The following is a 15,579-nucleotide window of genomic DNA, read 5'->3' on the forward strand; positions in this document are numbered from 1 at the left end:
TCGGACAGGTCCATTCCGCCATACTTGGCCTTCAGCTTGTAGAACGTCGCAGGGCTCAGCCCATGCTTGCGGCACAGCTCAGCCGTCGGCAAGCCAGCCTCCTGCTCTTTGAGCATCCCGATAATCTGCGCTTCAGTGAAACGGCTTTTCCTCATCTCGTCTGCTCCTTCAGGTTGGGCAGACTCCACATCAGACCGAGGGAACTTCCGGGGGGAAGGTCAGCACCTTTCGGGCGGTAGCCTTCGATTGTTTCGGCATTCCTTTACGATCCGCGGGTCCCGGAACCTTTGGAAGCGCCTTGTTGAAGAGGCAGTCTCAAAGGTGTTCGACCGGCGCAAGATCGGCGCCGCGAGCCAATCCCAATGACCTGCCCTCGAAACGTCATCAGTCTAGGCTAGTGCGTGTTTCCCTACTTAGACATCCTCAGCCGGCATGCTAGCCAAGCTGCGGAAACCCGGCTCAAGCAGGATGGTATCTGCCGATGCCGGGTCAATAGCAGGAATCACGCGCGAGGAGGCGCTGGCGGATGAAACAAATCGAGAAAGTCACGGTTGTCGGGACCGGCATTATAGGTGCAAGCTGGACTTGCCTCTTCCTTGCCCATGGGATCGACGTGGCAGCAACGGACATCCGCGAAGGCGCCGAGGGAGAGCTGAACGCGGCCGTCGAGCGCCTTTGGTCGACGCTTCCGGACGCGGTGCAGGCCAAAGGCAGGCGTGGTAAATTGTGCTTTTCGTCCGATCTAGAAACAGCATGCGTGGGCACGCATTTCGTTCAGGAAAACGCCATCGAGCGGGTCGACGCAAAGATTGACCTCATGCGCCGCATCGACGCCGCGACCCCTGCCGATGTGGTGATCGCTTCCAGTTCCTCCGCCATTTCGGTCAGCGACATGCAAAGCGCCTGCGTCAATCCCGAGCGCATCGTGTTGGGACATCCGTTCAACCCGCCGCATCTTGTGCCTTTGGTCGAATTGTCGGGCGGGGAACGCACCGCCGAAATCGCCCTCGCCAGCGCCGAGGCACTTTATGCCCGGTTGGGAAAGGTCACCATCCGGTTGCGGAAAGAAGTCTATGGCCATGTCGCCAATCGCCTTCAGGCCGCGATCTTCCGCGAGGCGATTCATCTGCTGGAAAGCGGGGTCGCATCTGCCGAGGACATTGACCGCGCGGTCACCGAGGGACCCGGCGCGCGATGGGCACTGATGGGACCCTTGCAAACCTATCGCCTGGCCGGAGGCGACAAGGGCATGGCGGGTTTCTGGGACATGTTCGCGCCAATGCAGGAAAAGCTCTGGGCCGAGCTGGGCACGCCCCGCCCGGATGCGGGGCTGCAGGAAAGGGTCACCGCAGCCGTCGAGCAATCTTATGCGGGTCGCCCGGTTCATGCGATCGTCGAAGAGCGCGACAGGCGGCTGCGCCAGATCCTCGCGGTGAAGGCCGGGGCCGTCTAGGCAAACTAGCTACCCCAAAAAAGGAACAGGTCCGGCGTCCGTGCGCCGGTCCTGTCCCGCTCATTGGTCAAACGTCAGGCAAATACCGCACGGGCCCGATTGGCGGTCCCGGTAAATTTCGATGCCTGATCGAACCCCGTCCTGATCTGCCGGGCGGTGTGCAGATCCGACATGCGCTCGAACGCGGCGTGGAAATCATCCGGACTGCGCCCCTCGGGCGGAAGGTAGACCCCTTCGGTCTCGACCACATGGATGACCGAGAACACGCCTGCTCCGGCCCCGATGATCGTCTTTCTTGGCGCATGACCGGAGGCCATAAAGACCACCGCCGGGGAAACCGCTTCCGGAGTCAGCTGCGCGGCATCCTCGGGCGAGAGCAGCCCATCCGTCATCCCGGTCGCGGCGAATGGCGAGAGGGTATTCACACGGATGCCGTATTTCTCGCCCTCCTCCTGAAGGGTGGTCATCAGCCCGATCATGCCGGTCTTGGCAGCGCCATAATTCGCCTGACCAAAATTGCCGTAGAGCCCCGAGGAGGAGGTGGTCAGCACGATCCGGCCATATCCCTGCTGGCGCATGACCTCCCAGACGGCGCGGCAGCAATTGGCCGAGCCGGTCAGGTGAACGGCCAGCACCTTCTCGAAATCCGCCATCTCCATCTTGGCGAACGAGCGGTCGCGCAGGATGCCCGCGTTGTTCACGAGGATGTCGATGCGCCCCCAGCGGGCAAGGACCCGCGCCACCATCGCCTCGACCTGGGCATGATCGGCGACGTCGGCGCCTTCTGCCACGGCCACTCCGCCCGAGGCTCGGATCTCAGCGACAACGGCTTGCGCCGCCCCACCCGCGTCACCATCGGGTCCGGCGATGTCATTGACCACCACCCGCGCCCCGGCGCGGGCAAGTGCCAGCGCGTGGCACCGGCCAAGCCCTGTAGCCGCACCGGTGACGATGGCCACCTGACCCTCGAATTCGCTTGTCATTTTCCGTATCTTTCGCTGCGCGGGCTCAGAAATTCACCCGGTCGCCGCCCTTCAGCGAGAGCATCGCGCGGGCGTCATCGGGGGTTGCGACTTCAAGGCCCAGCCCTTCGATCACCTTGCGGACGCGCCGCACCTGCGCCGCGTTCGACTGCGCAAGCTGCCCCGGCCCGTCCCAAAGCGAATCCTCGAGACCGACACGGACATTGCCCCCCATCGCGGCGGCCATCGTGGTGATCGGCAACTGGTGACGCCCGGCACCGAGCACCGACCAGACGTAATCATCGCCGAACAGCCGATCGGCGGTCCGCTTCATATGCGCCACATCCTCGGGATGGGTGCCGATGCCGCCGAGAATGCCAAAGACGGTCTGGATGAAGAGCGGTCCCTGAACCAGCCCGCGATCCCGGAAATGCGCAAGATTGTAAAGATGGCTGGTGTCGTAGCATTCGAACTCGAAGCGCGTGCCATTGCCCGAGCAGGTTTCGAGAATGTATTCGATGTCCTTGAACGTGTTGCGGAAGACGACGTCGCGGGTTTTTTCAAGATAGGCCGGTTCCCAATCATATTTGAACGACCCGTATCGGCCCAGCATCGGGAACAGCGCAAAGTTCATCGACCCCATGTTGAGCGAGGCGACCTCGGGCGCGAGTTCGGCGGCAGGGCGCAGCCGTTCGGCGACCTCCATGGTCGGGCTGCCGCCGGTGGTCAGGTTCAGGACGGCATTGGTCGCCTGCCGGATGCGCGGCAGGAAGCGCATGAAGGCCTCGGGGTCCTGCGTGGGGCGGCCGTCCTCGGGGTTGCGGGCATGCAAATGCAGGATCGAGGCGCCGGCCTCGGCTGCTTCGATCGCCTGCTCGGCGATCTGGTCGGGCGTCACCGGCAGATGCGGCGACATGCTGGGCGTGTGGATGCCGCCGGTGACGGCGCAGGTGACGATCACCTTGCGAGAGGGCTTTGTCATGATGATTATCTCCGAGATTCAGATGGTTTCGACATTGCCGCAGACGCTGATCGCCTGCCCCGAGACATTGGCCCCGGCCGGCGAGCACAGGAACAAGGCCATGCCGGCCACATCCTCGGGTTCGACCATGCGGCGCAGCGAGATGTTGGAAAGATATTGTTCCTCCATCTCGGCATAGCTGACGCCGGCGGCGGTGGCGCGATCGCCGATCACGCGCTCGATGCGGGCGCCCCTGACGACGCCGGGCAGAATCGCGTTCACCCGGATGCCCTCGGGACCCATTTCCTTGGCAAGGCTCTGAGTCAGCCCGACGATGCCCCATTTCGCGGCCGCATAGGGCGTGCGCAGCGCATAACCAAGACGCCCCGCCACCGAGGCGATGTTGATGATCGCGCCGGCCTCGCTGTCTCGCAGCAGACGGACGGCATGGTGCAGCACCAGGAATTGACCCATCAGATCCACGTCCAGCGTGCGGCGGATGTCATCGAGCGAGATCTCGTCGATCTTGCCGGTCGGCCCGGCGATGCCGGCATTATTCACCAGCACGTCGAGCCCGCCAAGTTCCTTGGCCGCGGCCTCCATCAGGGCCTCGACCTGCGCTGCGTCGGATACATCGGCGCGCTGCGCCAGAACCCCGGGCTGTTCGGCGGCAAAGCGCACCAGCGCCGCCTCGTCGATATCGCAGACCATAACCTTTGCCCCGGCCTCGATGAAGCCGCGCGCGATGGCAGCCCCGATGCCCGAGGCTCCGGCGGTGACAAGGACCCGCAGGCCCGGTTGCGGAAGCATCCGCCTGATCATGTTCATTTTCTGTCCAATCGAAATTCCTGCGCAGAAGCGGCCTCAGGCCACTTCAAGCCAATTGCGGCGCACATCGGGCGCGGCATCGAGTTCTTCCGGGGTGCCGCGGAAAACCAGCTCGCCATGGCCCATGACCATGACCTGCTGCGCGACCTTGAGCGCGATGGTCAGCTTCTGCTCGACCAGCACGACGGCGACGCCGCGGCGGCCAATATCAAGGATCACCTCCATCACCACCTCGACGATGCGCGGGGCCAGCCCCTCGGTCGGCTCGTCGATCAGCAGCACGCGGGGATTGCCCAGAAGCGAGCGGCAGATGGTCAGCATCTGCTGCTCGCCACCCGAGAGGTAGCCCGCGCGGATGTTCCTGCGCTCCTTGAGGCGGGGGAAATAGTCGAACATCTCCTTAAGCGTCCAGCGCGGCGCGCCGGGCGCGCCCTTCTGTCCACCGATGGCAAGATTTTCCTCGACCGTGAGGTTGGGAAAGACCAGACGCTCCTCGGGGACATAGCCAAGGCCTTGGCGGCAGATGTCGAAGGGGCGCTGTCCGGCAACCGGGCGTCCCGCCAGCGTCACGCTGCCCGAACTGGGTGGAACCAGCCCCATCATGGCCTTCAGAAGGGTCGATCGCCCCGAACCGTTGCGCCCAAGAAGCGAGACGATCGCCGCTTCGGGCACCTCCATGTCGATGCCATGCAGGATATGGCTCTTGCCGTAATGGGCATGCAGCCCTTTGACTTCCAGCAGGCTCATGCTGCCTCCTCGCCGAGATAGGCTTCCTGCACCGCGCGGTTGGCGCTGATGCCCGTGGGCGTGTCCGTCGCAAGGATGCTGCCATAGACCAGCACCGAGACCCGATCGCAGAGGCTGAAGACCACGCTCATGTCATGCTCGACCATCAGAAGCGTCTTGCCCTCGGTGACCGTGCGGATCAGATCCACCGCCTGCGCCGTTTCTTCGCGGGACATGCCGGCGGTCGGCTCGTCCAGCAGGATGATCTCGGCCCCGGTGGTCAGCGTCATGCCGATCTCGAGCGCGCGTTGCTCGGAATAGGTCAGATCACCGGCAAGGTCATGCGCGCGGGCCTCGAGTCCGACGCGCGCCAGCACCTCGGTAGTCTCGTCATTCACCTGCCGCATCCGCGCGATGGGCCGGAAGAGCCCGTAGCGCATGCCGTGCCGCGCGAGGATGCCGATGCGCAGGTTCTCGAACACGCTGAGTCGGTGGAAGATATTGGTGATCTGGAAAGATCGCGACAGCCCCGCCCGGTTGATCAGATGCGGCGAGAGCCCCGCAATGCTTCGCCCGTTCAGCGCTATCTCGCCCGCAGAGGGCGAGAACATGCCCGAGATCAGGTTGAACAGCGTGGATTTGCCTGCCCCGTTCGGCCCGATCACCGCATGGCGCTCGCCACGTCGGATATCAAGGTTGACGCCCTTGAGCACCTCGATCGGGCCAAAGGACTTGGTCACGCCTGCAAGCCGCAAGGCAGCCTGCTCTGTCGTGGACGCATTCATGCTGCACCTCCCATGGATGCGGATTTCGCCGCAGGGCGCGCGCCGTGTCCCTTGCTGTCCCAGATCGCGCCGATCTCGCGGCGGGCGCGCATAAGAACTACGCCGCCGCCCGCAAGCAGGGCCGCCGGGACGGTCCAGGTGACGAATGACAGGGGCTTCCAAATAAGGCCGAAAAGTTCATAGGCCGGAAGACCGCCATTCGCGCCCTGACGCGCCATCGCATATTCCTCGCCAAAGAGGATCGAGGCGCTTTCGGTCAGGAAAACCACGCCCGCCGCGATCAGCAGCCCGCCCGCCAGCGCCAGCAGATAGGGTCCGGCAAGACGCGACCAGTCGAGGTTCTTGCGATTGCGGATGTGATGCTCGACCACGCCGCCGATGCCGCTGGGGGCATAAAGCATGACCAGAACGAAGATCAGACCCTGATAGAGGACCCAGGACCGGGTGAGGTCCGAGACGAGGAACGAGAAGAGCGCGAAGGCCGCCGCGCCGAGAACCGGGCCAAGGAAGACGGTCGCACCGCCGACAAAGGTCTGCAGGACCACCTGCGACGACACCGCGCTGGCAAAGAGCGAATAGTTCGCCGTCTCGTTCGAGATTGCCAGCAGCGACCCCGCGATCCCCGTCACCATCGCGGAAATCGCGAACACGATCACCTTCGAGGCATGGGCATTGTAACCGAGAAAACGCACCCGCTGCTCATTGTCGCGCAGCGCAAGGGTGAGACGACCAAAAGGCGTGCGGGTATAGGCCCAAAGGCCAAGGCCACAGATCACGACCCATGCCAGCACCAGATAATAGACGCTGAGCATCGAACCAAAGGTGAAGCTCGCCCAAGGCATCCGCATCGAAGCGATGCCCGCCTCGCCGCCGAACATCCCTTCGAGGCGCGGCGCGAGGGAATGGAAAAGCTCGGCGATCGCAAGCGTCACGAGCGCGAAATACACGCCCGAGCGCATGGTCGCGAAGTAGCCCGCGATCAGCCCGACGGTGAGCCCCGCCGCGGCTCCGGCCAGCGGCAGAAGCGGGGTCGGGAAAGGCAGGCCGTTCTCGACCGCGATCATCAGATGCAGCGCCGCGAAGGCGCCGATCCCGAAATAGGCCGCGTGCCCAAAGGACAGCAGCCCGGCCTGCCCGATGAGAAGGTTGAAGGCGAGCGCGAACAGGCTCGCGATCAGGATGTTCACCAGCGCGTTCTGCCAGGCCAGATCCAGCAGGGGCGGCACCGCGATCAGCAGGACCAGAAAAACGGCCCCAAGAATGAGATTTCGCATGTTCGTCATTTCAGTTGCGCTCCCCCATCAGGCCGGCAGGACGCACCAGCAGGACGATCAGCATCAGGGCAAAGGGAATGGTGGCGCTGACCGAGGAGAGCTCCAGCGTCATCAGCCCGCCGATCGAGCGCGCCCATTCTCCCAACCCGACAAGGCCCAGCAGCTTCGCCAGCGACCAGTCGAGCCCGACTGCGAAGGACGAGAACAGCCCGATGAGCAGCGACGCCAGCAGCGAGCCCTTCAGCGAGCCAAGCCCGCCGACCACGACGACCACGAAGACGATCACGCCCAGTTCAAGGCCCATGTTCGGATTGGTCGGATAGAAGGCCCCCGCCACCGCGCCGGCAAGACCCGCAAGCGCCGCACCAGTGCCGAAGACGAACATGAAGACCATCGGGATATTGTGACCCAGAGCCTCGGCCATTGCCGGCAGCCGTTCCGCCGCGCGCACGACGATGCCCGTGCGGGTCCGCGTCAAGAGCAGCCAGAGCGCCGTGAACATGACCACGGCCACGCCGCCGATGAACAGCCGATAGAAGGGGTAATCCGCGCCAAAGATGTGGAACGCCGAGAAGCGCAGCGACGCCGGCATCTGGTAGTTCACCGGGAAGTCGCCGAAGAACAGCTTGACGAGCTCCTCGATGATCAGTGCAAGGCCAAAGGTCAGCAGCAATTCATGGGCATGGCCATGCTTGTGGACTTTCGGCAGCAGGAAACGCTCGACCGCCATGCCGATGAGGCCGGTGACGATGGGTGCCACGATGACCCCGGTCCAGAAGCCGAAGATCGAGGACACGGCATAGGCGACATAGGCACCCAGCATGTAGAACGAGGCATGGGCGAAGTTCAGGACTCCCATCATGCCGAAGATGAGCGTGAGGCCGGCCGAGACCATGAACAGCAATAGTCCATAGGTCACTCCGTTCAGCGCGGAGATGATCGCGAATTCCATGGGAGTTCCGATTGCAGCAAGGAGACGGGATGGGCCGGCGGAGACCACCGGCCCAAGGCGCGAATATCAGCTATCCGGGCGCTGCATTTTGCAGCTGTCCTGCACCGGGTAGATCGCCTGTTCGCCGGGAATGACCTCGACGGTTTCGAAGCCCATATCCGTGCCGTCAGCGGGGTATTTGGCGTTCTTGACGACCTTCGAGACGACCACCGGGCGGATGGTCTGGTGGTCTTCCTTGCGGACCGAGACCGGGCCGACCGGAGTTTCATAGGTGGTGTTCTCCAGCGCCTGCGCGATGCTGGTCACGTTGATGTCGCCGCCCTTGAAATCGAGCGTGCCAAGCGCCTGCTGCAGCGCACCGACGGCAAATGCGGAATGGCCTTCGACGAAGATCGGATAGTGGCCGGTGGCCTTCTTGTAATCCTCGGCGAATGCGCCATCCGTGGCGGCGTTCTCGTAATTGTTGGCGATGTAATGGCCAAGCGAGGTCGCGCCGGCATTGGCGATATTGCCCGGCTGGTCCAGATAGGCAGTGGCGAATTTCACGTTCAGCCCGGCATCCCCCGTCGCCTTCATCAGCAGAAGAAGGTCATTGGACCAGTTGCCGGTGAAGACTGTATCGGGTTCCGCGGATTTGAGGCGCGCAACGAAAGGCGCGAAATCCTGGATCTTGTTCACGTCATGCAGGACTTCACCGACGATCTCGTAGCCGCCATTGGCTGCAGCGGTCTGGACGGCCGCCTGCATGTCCTGTCCCCAGGAATAGTTCTGGTTGATCGAATAGGCTTTCTCGCCCAGATCGCCCGATTTCTTCATCGCGCCGACCAGGGCGTTCACCCGCATCGGAGCGGTGGTGGTGAAGCGGAAATGGTAGAACTGGCACTTCTCGCCGGTCAGTTCCATCGCCTCGCCGCCAAGGTTGATGAACATGACCTCCTTGCCGGGATTGCGCAGGTTGTGCTTGCGCACATCTTCGGTCAGCTGGCCAGCAATCGCCGAGGATGCGCCCTGGAAGATGATGTCGACGCCGTCGGCCACCGCCTGACGAAACTTGTTGGCGGCATCGGGAGCGCCGCCCGCATTGTCATATTCGATGACCTCGACCGGCTCTCCGTTGAAACCGCCGGCCGCATTGATCTGCGCGACGCCGTAGGCGACGGCATTGGCATAAAGCCGGCCCGTCGAGGTCTGTGCACCCGACAGGCTTTCGATGATTCCGATCTTCAGCGGCTCGGCGTGAAGCGCGGATGCGCTCAGGGCAGCGGCGGACGTGGCCGCAATCATGGCGAATCGTTTCAAGCTGGTTCTCCTCCCAGACGATCTATTTGCGTGCCGATCCGCCGCCTTGCTTTGCAGATTGCGCGGCGCCCTCCTCCGGCACTTGCCGCACAGTAAGCATAGGAGTTGGTCTTCGTAAAGATATGATATATGTGATCTCATAAATCATAACCCGTCATATTCCCCTCGGAACCGTTGCCTTGGCTCCAGACTTCGCAATAGGATGCAATGAAAATGGCTCCCCAAGCCCATCCTCATGCGGCAACGCCGGCGCAGCGGCTTGAGATATCTTCTACCCAGCCGAGCGAGGCTCAATGCACCTGAAAACCATAGATATGACCGCGCCTCGCGCCCGCACGCTGGTGCCGGTGGATGTCACCACGATTCAGGAGCGGGTCTATCAAAGCATCCGGCTCGGCCTTCTCAGGGGTGAGTTCTTGCCCGGCGAGCAGGTGACGATCCGCGGCTTGGCAGAGGTGCTCGGCACCAGCGCCATGCCGGTACGCGAAGCCGTCGCCCGCCTTATCGCGGAACATGCGATCGAGCAATCAGGGCCTCGGACCCTACGCGTGGCGCCCTATCATGCGACCGAGCATCAGAATTATATCCGGATCCGCATGCAACTCGAAGGCTATGCGGCTGAACGCGCTGCAAGCGCGCCAAAGAACCCGGCCCTGATCGACGCCCTTCGACGCCACAATGACGATATTGCCGAAGCCCTGAACGTGAAGGATTTCGACGCCGCGCTTGCAGGAAATCAGGCGTTCCATTTCGAGTTGTATCGCGCCGCCGGCTATCCCCAGATCCTCGATATCATCTCCAGTCTCTGGCTTCGGACCGGCCCAATTGTCGCCTCTGCTCGCCGCGACGAGGCGCTTTTCACTCGTCTCTTCAAAACCGGCATCCGGATCCACGGCAACGCCATCGACGCAGTTGCCCAGCGAGATCGAGCGGCGGCGCGGCACGCCATCAATCTCGACATCCGATCCTCGCATCTGGCGATCAGGCGCTTCTCGCAGCGGTAGCGGGCGCCCCCGTCGATCGGTGAACTCAAAGCAGTAACAGTGCCATCATCCTGCGTGAAGGCTGGAGGGTGGGCTGAGCTATGAAGAGTTCCGCCCTGTGGATAGCGTAGGATAGGCCCCGTGGCTCGGCTGTGGCCGGGTGCAGGTGCAGGTGCAGGTTACAAAATCTGACCTGCCTCGCATCAGATCATGACAGTTCATGTTGATATTTGCTTTAATATCAGTTCATTACGCATGCGCACACTGTTGCTTTCTTTCGCATGCTTTGTCTTTTCTTAATCTCCGAGAGCCTTGCTAACCGATTGATTGCATTCCCACTCCGAAAGCGACGAATCGGGCGCAGAGGAGATCCTACGCACTCTTTTGCTTTCGTTTTCTCAAAAAAAAGGGAAAGCATGCAAGCAATAGCGTGCGCTGTGCCATCAAGCGAAATCTGCGCGGGTCGCTGAATTAGGTGAACATATGGGCGATGTCGGCGCGGGAACAGATCGTCGCGCTGCCGCCTGCGGAGCGCATACCGTCTGCGTCAAGCTGCGCATGAAGCTCGCTCCACCCCAGACGGGCCGCAACGCCCAGAGCTCGAAAACTGATGAACTGATCGTGGAATGCCACGCGGTCGGCAGCGTTCATCCGTAGTTGCGCCCCGCCTCGCAACCCACGCACCCGCTGGCACGACAGGCCATTACGTCGAACGAAGGTCAGGAGCTCGCTCGGCCGAAAGGCATCCCACGAAGTCGCCTCACCTTCCTGTCCGACATGGCCGAGGTTTACCGAAAGTAGAGCCGCGCTTGGCCGAGCCGGTCAAGGCCATGATCGAGGAGTTCCTTCGTTCGGCTATCGGATCGTGGCGTTTCTGCTGGCTTCAACAAGAACACCCATATTCCAGCTGAATACCTGGCAGATGCGCAAGCGCCTCATCGGCATGCGGCCTTGCATCGGCCCGGTCTTTACCTGCCGCCACTACACGGCACTGGTCAGCAGAAACGGCCTTCACCAAGTGGTCATCAACCGCACTGCCCGAAGCGAACGGATGTAATTGAACAGCCCCTTTCTGTCACAATGCGGCCTTATCCGGGGAGGTCCCGTCCCGCATGCCGGCGATGTCCCCCTGTTCTCTGCCAGTGCTGCATGATCCGCCAGTAGGCCTGCTCGGTGTGCTCAGCTCCAGCACGATTGGCCTGCCTCAGCTCAGGTTTGACCTTGCCCCGTGATCCCGGACTGGGCCGATTTTCACTATGCGGCCATTGCGATGGTCATGTCGATCCTTGCTTGTTCGGGCGTGCGATAGCCGATGCTTGAGTGCCTGCGACGGCGATTGGAGAAGATGGCGATGTATTCGAAGAGCGCGGCCCTGGCCTCGCGGCGTGATCTGAAACGGGTGCGGTGAACCAACTCGCTCTTCAGCGAGCCGAAGAAGCTTTCCATCGGTGCGTTATCAAGACAGTTGCCCTTGCCGCTCATCGAGGCTTGGGCTTTCCAGGCGTCCACCAAGTTCCGGTAGTCACCGCTGGCATATTGCACGCCGCGATCGGAATGGCAGATCAGGCCTGGAGCGGGACGGCGGCTCTGCAATGCCATGCGCATCGCGTCGATGGCAAGGCTACTCTTGAGCCGGTCCGACATGGACCAGCCAACGATTTCCATCGTAGCGTTCGCCATCGCGCTCGGACCGATGGCGCCTGCGATGGCTCACTCCTTGACTGCCGCGAGGTAAAGTCAGCCTTCGTCGGTCGGAACGTAACTGATATCGGCGAGCCAGATCCGGTCGGGCGCCGTCGCCCGGAAGTTCCGCTTCAGCAGGTTCGGGGCAATGCCGAACTGATGACGGCGATCTGTCGTCCGAGGCACGACACGGGCGCGGCGAGGTGCATGAGCTTGGCGACCGTCTTCTTCGCGATACGCAAGCCGTTAGCACGCAGTTCGGCATGAATGCGTGGGACGCCGTAGCAGCGCTTGCGCCCCTCGAAGATCGAGCGGATCTTCGCGGCAAGCACGTCCCTTGCCGCCTGGCACGCCGCCCGTTTCGGGGTGGCGGCGCGCCAGCCATGAAACCAGTTCGGGCTGACACGCAGAAGCCGACACATGAGACGGATGCCGTGTTCGGCAGCACGGGCGGCAATGAAGGCGAGTTTCGCGCTCATGGTTTCGCCGCCCACTGCGCGAAAAAGGCCGATGCGCTTTCCGCATCACCTCCACCTCTTCCTTCAGGCGGCGGTTCTCGCGGCGCAGCTCGGCCAACTCCGCAGCCTCGGCCTTTTGGCGCCGAACGGCCTCCGCGGAGCCTGCGGCCTCAAGCTCAAGCCGCCAGCCCTTCAGCTGCGACGAGATGATACCAAGTTCCTGCGCGACGCTGGCCTGCGTGGCCCCAGATCTTGACAGACGTCCGACCGCCTGCTCCTTGAACTCTGCCGTGAAACGGCGACGTGGTCCCTTGCTCATCCTTGATCCCCTGCGCTGAGAGTAAATTAACTCCCAGCGCAGGGGATCACGGGGCAAGGTCAGTTTGTTGTAATCGTAAGCAATTCCGCGCTGACCGCGCCCGGGTTGCGCGCCGGCCGCCAACTCCAGCTTACGCATCTTGCGCGCCAGCAACGTGGGGCGGCCCCAAGCATACTCCTCGGCCTTGGACAGCATGTCCCAGATCAGAACGGCGAGCTTGCGTGCCACGGCGACGGCCCCCACATGCGCAACTTGGCGCGCCCTGACCCGTTCGTAGATGGCGCGGAGCGGCCCGGGGCTCCACACGGCCTGCCAGGCAGCCTCTACCAGCAGGTGACGCGCGTCGCTTCGGCCGCGCTTGGTGATAAGCCCGTGATAGGCTGGGCCGTTGCCGGATTGCCGCACACTCGGATGCAGCCCTAATTAGGCTGAGCGCTGATCGGCCGAAGCGAAGCGGTCCAGGCGACCGATCGCGACCATGACCCCGACCGCCACCACCAGGTCGACACCCGGGATCGTCACCAGCCGCCGGACATCCGCATCCGGCATGGCCGCACGGGCGCTGTCCTGCTCGACCAGCCGCTGCGCCGCCGTCTGTCGATCATACTCCTCAATGTGCCGGAGGTTCGCTGCGCGTCCATACGGCGGCACTTCATGCGCCAGAACCCAGTCGCGTCCCTTACCCCCGAAGAGATCCAGGTGCGGACAACGCGGTGCGAGATGCGCATGAAGGATGGACTGCACGATGGCCTTTAGGCGCACCCGGCTCTTCCCCAGCTGGTTGCGCAGCGTGACCTGACGACGCCGCGACTGCGTCTCGGCATCCGGGATCCATACCTTCGGGCAGGAACCCGGCGACGTGGATCTGCGCCAGGACACGGGCGTCGATCTTGTCCGTCTTCGTCTTTGCCCGCGCGATGAGGTGGACCTGAAGCGGGTTGGCGACCGCTACCCTTGCCACATTAGGCGCGATGATCTCAACGACGGCCGCGGCGTTGCCTGTCGCTTCGACGACCACATGGTCTGTCAGCCGGAGGCTGGCGGCGAAGGCCGCCAGCTTGTCCCGTGTCATGTCCACGCGCCCAAGTCGTCGCCCTTTCTGTCTTCAAGGGCCACCGCCTCGGCAAAGACGCGATGGATATCCAGTCCGATGATGCGCATTGCGACCTCCTCCTGTTGGCAAGGAGGGAGCAGGCAGCCACGCGGCACCTACAGATCCGTGCTCTCGGCACATCCGGGCGAGCCGCAGGGGCGACCATATAACGGAACGGGCTCACGGCCCAGTGGTGTAGCTCGGCCTGCCCGCACTCACGTGCTCCCGATGCCCCAAGCCCCGGATGCCATCGCGATAACAGATCCGAGACCAGAAGCACCGCCCGCATCATGCCGGATAACGGCATGGTCGAGCACGTGATCCGGACGCTTCCGGAGCAGTGCGAGCATCGCCACCGGTTCGAGAGCATCCAGGCAACGCTCATCTCAGGACGCCCCGAGAACGTGGGCGTGATCCAGGACTTGGCGACGGGCATCTTTGTAGCGGATCAGCACAACGTCGTGCTGTTCCACGGAACGGGACTCCGTAAGACCCATCTCGCCATCGCCTTTTTGCACTAGCGCGGGCCATTGGGCCCGCACCAAAGTTGTTCTCGATGGCTCACTCCACTCTGGCAGCAGCAGACGCTTGTCCAACGTCGTCGATCTGGAAAACGGGCCGGTAACCGAAACCCGCAGAGGAAAGCAGGGGCGATTGGCCAACCACATGACCCACAACGGCTTCGTTCAACCGGGAACGGTCCACATGACCGTTTTTCTGATCCGCTTGATTTTGACGGGCTCGGCTAACCGTGACGAACAACTTGCCCTTTCAAAGCGCCTCAGGTTCCGGGGAAATCAGGCCCATTGCCCTCCGGAAATATCGTCGTCACTCGATGGTTTGCGAGATAAATCAGCACTCTATTGCGAAATGGTGCCCCCAGAGAGACTCGAACTCCCGACCTTGAAATTACAAATTTCCTGCTCTACCAGCTGAGCTATAGGGGCGTGATCTTCGGATTCCTTACCTCTCACTTCTTGACCCACGGGTCTAAATAAAAAAGAACTGAGGCAAAATCTTTTGATCGATTCAAGCCCGTATCACCCCCCGCATTCACTCGCAAGGGGTCAAGTCGCGAAAGTGGCCTTGGCGGGGAATCGGTGCAAAACTGACATTTCGCGTGATCCTCAACTGGCCCGATTTTCCCAATGCGGCTGTCTCGGTGGTCCTGTCGATCCTTGCCGAGTCTGTTGTCCAATAGGGCTGATGGCGGGGGTTCCCCTTGTCGCGGACGGATCGCTCCCACGGCCTCTGTGACGGGGAGGCCGAGCACGGTGTGTCCGTTCAGAACGGCGATACGGACCAACCTTTCGGTCGGAGTCTCGTGCCTTGAGGCGCTGTCCCAGCAGTTTCAGACAGTGCATCCAGTCCTCGGTAAAACGATCCCCCGGATCGTTTTCTGAGCCTCCTCATATCTCGATGCTGCCTCGGCTGTGGTATCCGCTCCATCGTCGCCGCAGGGCCGGACCGAAGTATTTTGATGCCTGCAGTGGTTCGTTACCCGCGACCGCGCCGGCGGTGATTAACCTCCACTGTTGACAGCCTGTGCACCGCGGTCAGCACTGGCATCGTGGCATGTGCGGGTGTCGGAGGCACCATCGGCGGTGACGCTGCCGATCTGCTCTTGCGCCGGGATCTGCTTGTGCGGGTCGGGTCACACCGGGGCATCGCCGAAGTGGGTTTCTGTGATCAGGCCCGAGCGACCATGGCAAACGCGCCGTTTCGCGCCGCCATGGCTGCGGGCGTGCCACGCGCCTTCACCCTCGCGCTTGATGCCCTTCGCCCGCTCGCTCGAACCGGTGG

13 protein-coding genes, 1 tRNA gene and 3 pseudogenes are annotated in these 15,579 nt (G+C 62.6%); 3 read left to right on the plus strand and 14 right to left on the minus strand.

The genetic code is table 11. The features are described from left to right. The coding region (locus ESZ60_RS19480) for a transposase (protein WP_134681718.1) at window positions 1-155 on the minus strand (155 nt) is incomplete at its 3' end. Window positions 156-526: 371 nt separating this feature from the next. On the opposite strand from ESZ60_RS19480, the gene ESZ60_RS19485 reads away from it, so the two are divergent. After that, window positions 527-1,453: a 3-hydroxyacyl-CoA dehydrogenase NAD-binding domain-containing protein gene (locus tag ESZ60_RS19485; RefSeq protein WP_134682345.1), complete on the plus strand. Its 927-nt coding sequence runs from the start codon at window positions 527-529 to the stop codon at window positions 1,451-1,453. Window positions 1,454-1,527: 74 nt separating this feature from the next. Here the strand turns inward: ESZ60_RS19485 and ESZ60_RS19490 are convergent, their stop codons facing one another. From ESZ60_RS19490 to ESZ60_RS19525, 8 genes are all read right to left on the minus strand, one after another. Continuing rightward, the gene (locus tag ESZ60_RS19490; protein ID WP_134682346.1) at window positions 1,528-2,436 is read right to left on the minus strand and encodes an SDR family NAD(P)-dependent oxidoreductase; all 909 of its coding nucleotides are present in this window, start codon (window positions 2,434-2,436) and stop codon (window positions 1,528-1,530) included. Window positions 2,437-2,461: 25 nt separating this feature from the next. Continuing rightward, window positions 2,462-3,397 (minus strand): 3,5-dioxohexanoate:acetyl-CoA acetone transferase, encoded by a 936-nt coding sequence (gene kce / locus ESZ60_RS19495; RefSeq protein ID WP_134682347.1) that lies wholly within the window; start codon window positions 3,395-3,397, stop codon window positions 2,462-2,464. 18 nt (window positions 3,398-3,415) lie between these two features. Continuing rightward, window positions 3,416-4,186 carry an SDR family oxidoreductase gene (locus ESZ60_RS19500; protein ID WP_245155789.1) on the minus strand — a complete coding sequence of 257 codons (771 nt, stop codon included), beginning with the start codon at window positions 4,184-4,186 and terminating at the stop codon, window positions 3,416-3,418. 54 nt (window positions 4,187-4,240) lie between these two features. Further along, window positions 4,241-4,951, minus strand: a complete 711-nt coding sequence (locus ESZ60_RS19505) for an ABC transporter ATP-binding protein (protein WP_134682349.1) — start codon at window positions 4,949-4,951, stop codon at window positions 4,241-4,243. Further along, window positions 4,948-5,715: an ABC transporter ATP-binding protein gene (locus tag ESZ60_RS19510; RefSeq protein ID WP_134682350.1), complete on the minus strand. Its 768-nt coding sequence runs from the start codon at window positions 5,713-5,715 to the stop codon at window positions 4,948-4,950. The genes ESZ60_RS19505 and ESZ60_RS19510 overlap by 4 nt, the downstream gene beginning before the upstream one ends. Continuing rightward, window positions 5,712-6,989, minus strand: coding sequence for a branched-chain amino acid ABC transporter permease (locus ESZ60_RS19515; RefSeq protein WP_134682351.1), 1,278 nt, complete (start codon window positions 6,987-6,989; stop codon window positions 5,712-5,714). The genes ESZ60_RS19510 and ESZ60_RS19515 overlap by 4 nt, the downstream gene beginning before the upstream one ends. A 10-nt stretch (window positions 6,990-6,999) precedes the next feature. Next, window positions 7,000-7,941, minus strand: a complete 942-nt coding sequence (locus ESZ60_RS19520) for a branched-chain amino acid ABC transporter permease (protein WP_134682352.1) — start codon at window positions 7,939-7,941, stop codon at window positions 7,000-7,002. A 66-nt stretch (window positions 7,942-8,007) separates the two neighbouring features. After that, the gene (locus ESZ60_RS19525; RefSeq protein WP_209021370.1) at window positions 8,008-9,240 is read right to left on the minus strand and encodes a branched-chain amino acid ABC transporter substrate-binding protein; all 1,233 of its coding nucleotides are present in this window, start codon (window positions 9,238-9,240) and stop codon (window positions 8,008-8,010) included. A gap of 293 nt (window positions 9,241-9,533) precedes the next feature. On the opposite strand from ESZ60_RS19525, the gene ESZ60_RS19530 reads away from it, so the two are divergent. Next, complete coding sequence (locus ESZ60_RS19530) at window positions 9,534-10,244, plus strand: GntR family transcriptional regulator (RefSeq protein WP_134682353.1); 711 nt, start codon at window positions 9,534-9,536, stop codon at window positions 10,242-10,244. A gap of 450 nt (window positions 10,245-10,694) precedes the next feature. Here the strand turns inward: ESZ60_RS19530 and ESZ60_RS19535 are convergent, their stop codons facing one another. From ESZ60_RS19535 to ESZ60_RS21540, 3 genes and pseudogenes are all read right to left on the minus strand, one after another. Continuing rightward, entirely contained in the window at window positions 10,695-10,874 is a 180-nt protein-coding gene (locus ESZ60_RS19535) for a hypothetical protein (RefSeq protein ID WP_134682354.1), read from the minus strand. Between the two features lie 603 nt (window positions 10,875-11,477). Then, a pseudogene (locus ESZ60_RS19540) lies at window positions 11,478-12,683 on the minus strand (IS3 family transposase). Beyond that, window positions 12,660-13,844 (minus strand): annotated as a pseudogene (locus ESZ60_RS21540) (IS110 family RNA-guided transposase); the annotation flags it as partial. The pseudogenes ESZ60_RS19540 and ESZ60_RS21540, both read right to left, overlap by 24 nt. A gap of 237 nt (window positions 13,845-14,081) precedes the next feature. On the opposite strand from ESZ60_RS21540, the gene ESZ60_RS21195 reads away from it, so the two are divergent. Continuing rightward, entirely contained in the window at window positions 14,082-14,297 is a 216-nt protein-coding gene (locus ESZ60_RS21195; RefSeq protein ID WP_209021371.1) for an ATP-binding protein, read from the plus strand. A 350-nt stretch (window positions 14,298-14,647) separates the two neighbouring features. On the opposite strand, the gene ESZ60_RS19565 is transcribed toward ESZ60_RS21195, so the two are convergent. Next, window positions 14,648-14,723: transfer RNA gene (locus ESZ60_RS19565), tRNA-Thr, on the minus strand. A 293-nt stretch (window positions 14,724-15,016) separates the two neighbouring features. Continuing rightward, window positions 15,017-15,579 (minus strand): annotated as a pseudogene (locus ESZ60_RS21545) (transposase); the annotation flags it as partial.

This window comes from Paracoccus ravus (genome assembly GCF_004522175.1).
In the GTDB taxonomy this organism is placed as follows: Bacteria; Pseudomonadota; Alphaproteobacteria; order Rhodobacterales; family Rhodobacteraceae; genus Paracoccus; species Paracoccus ravus.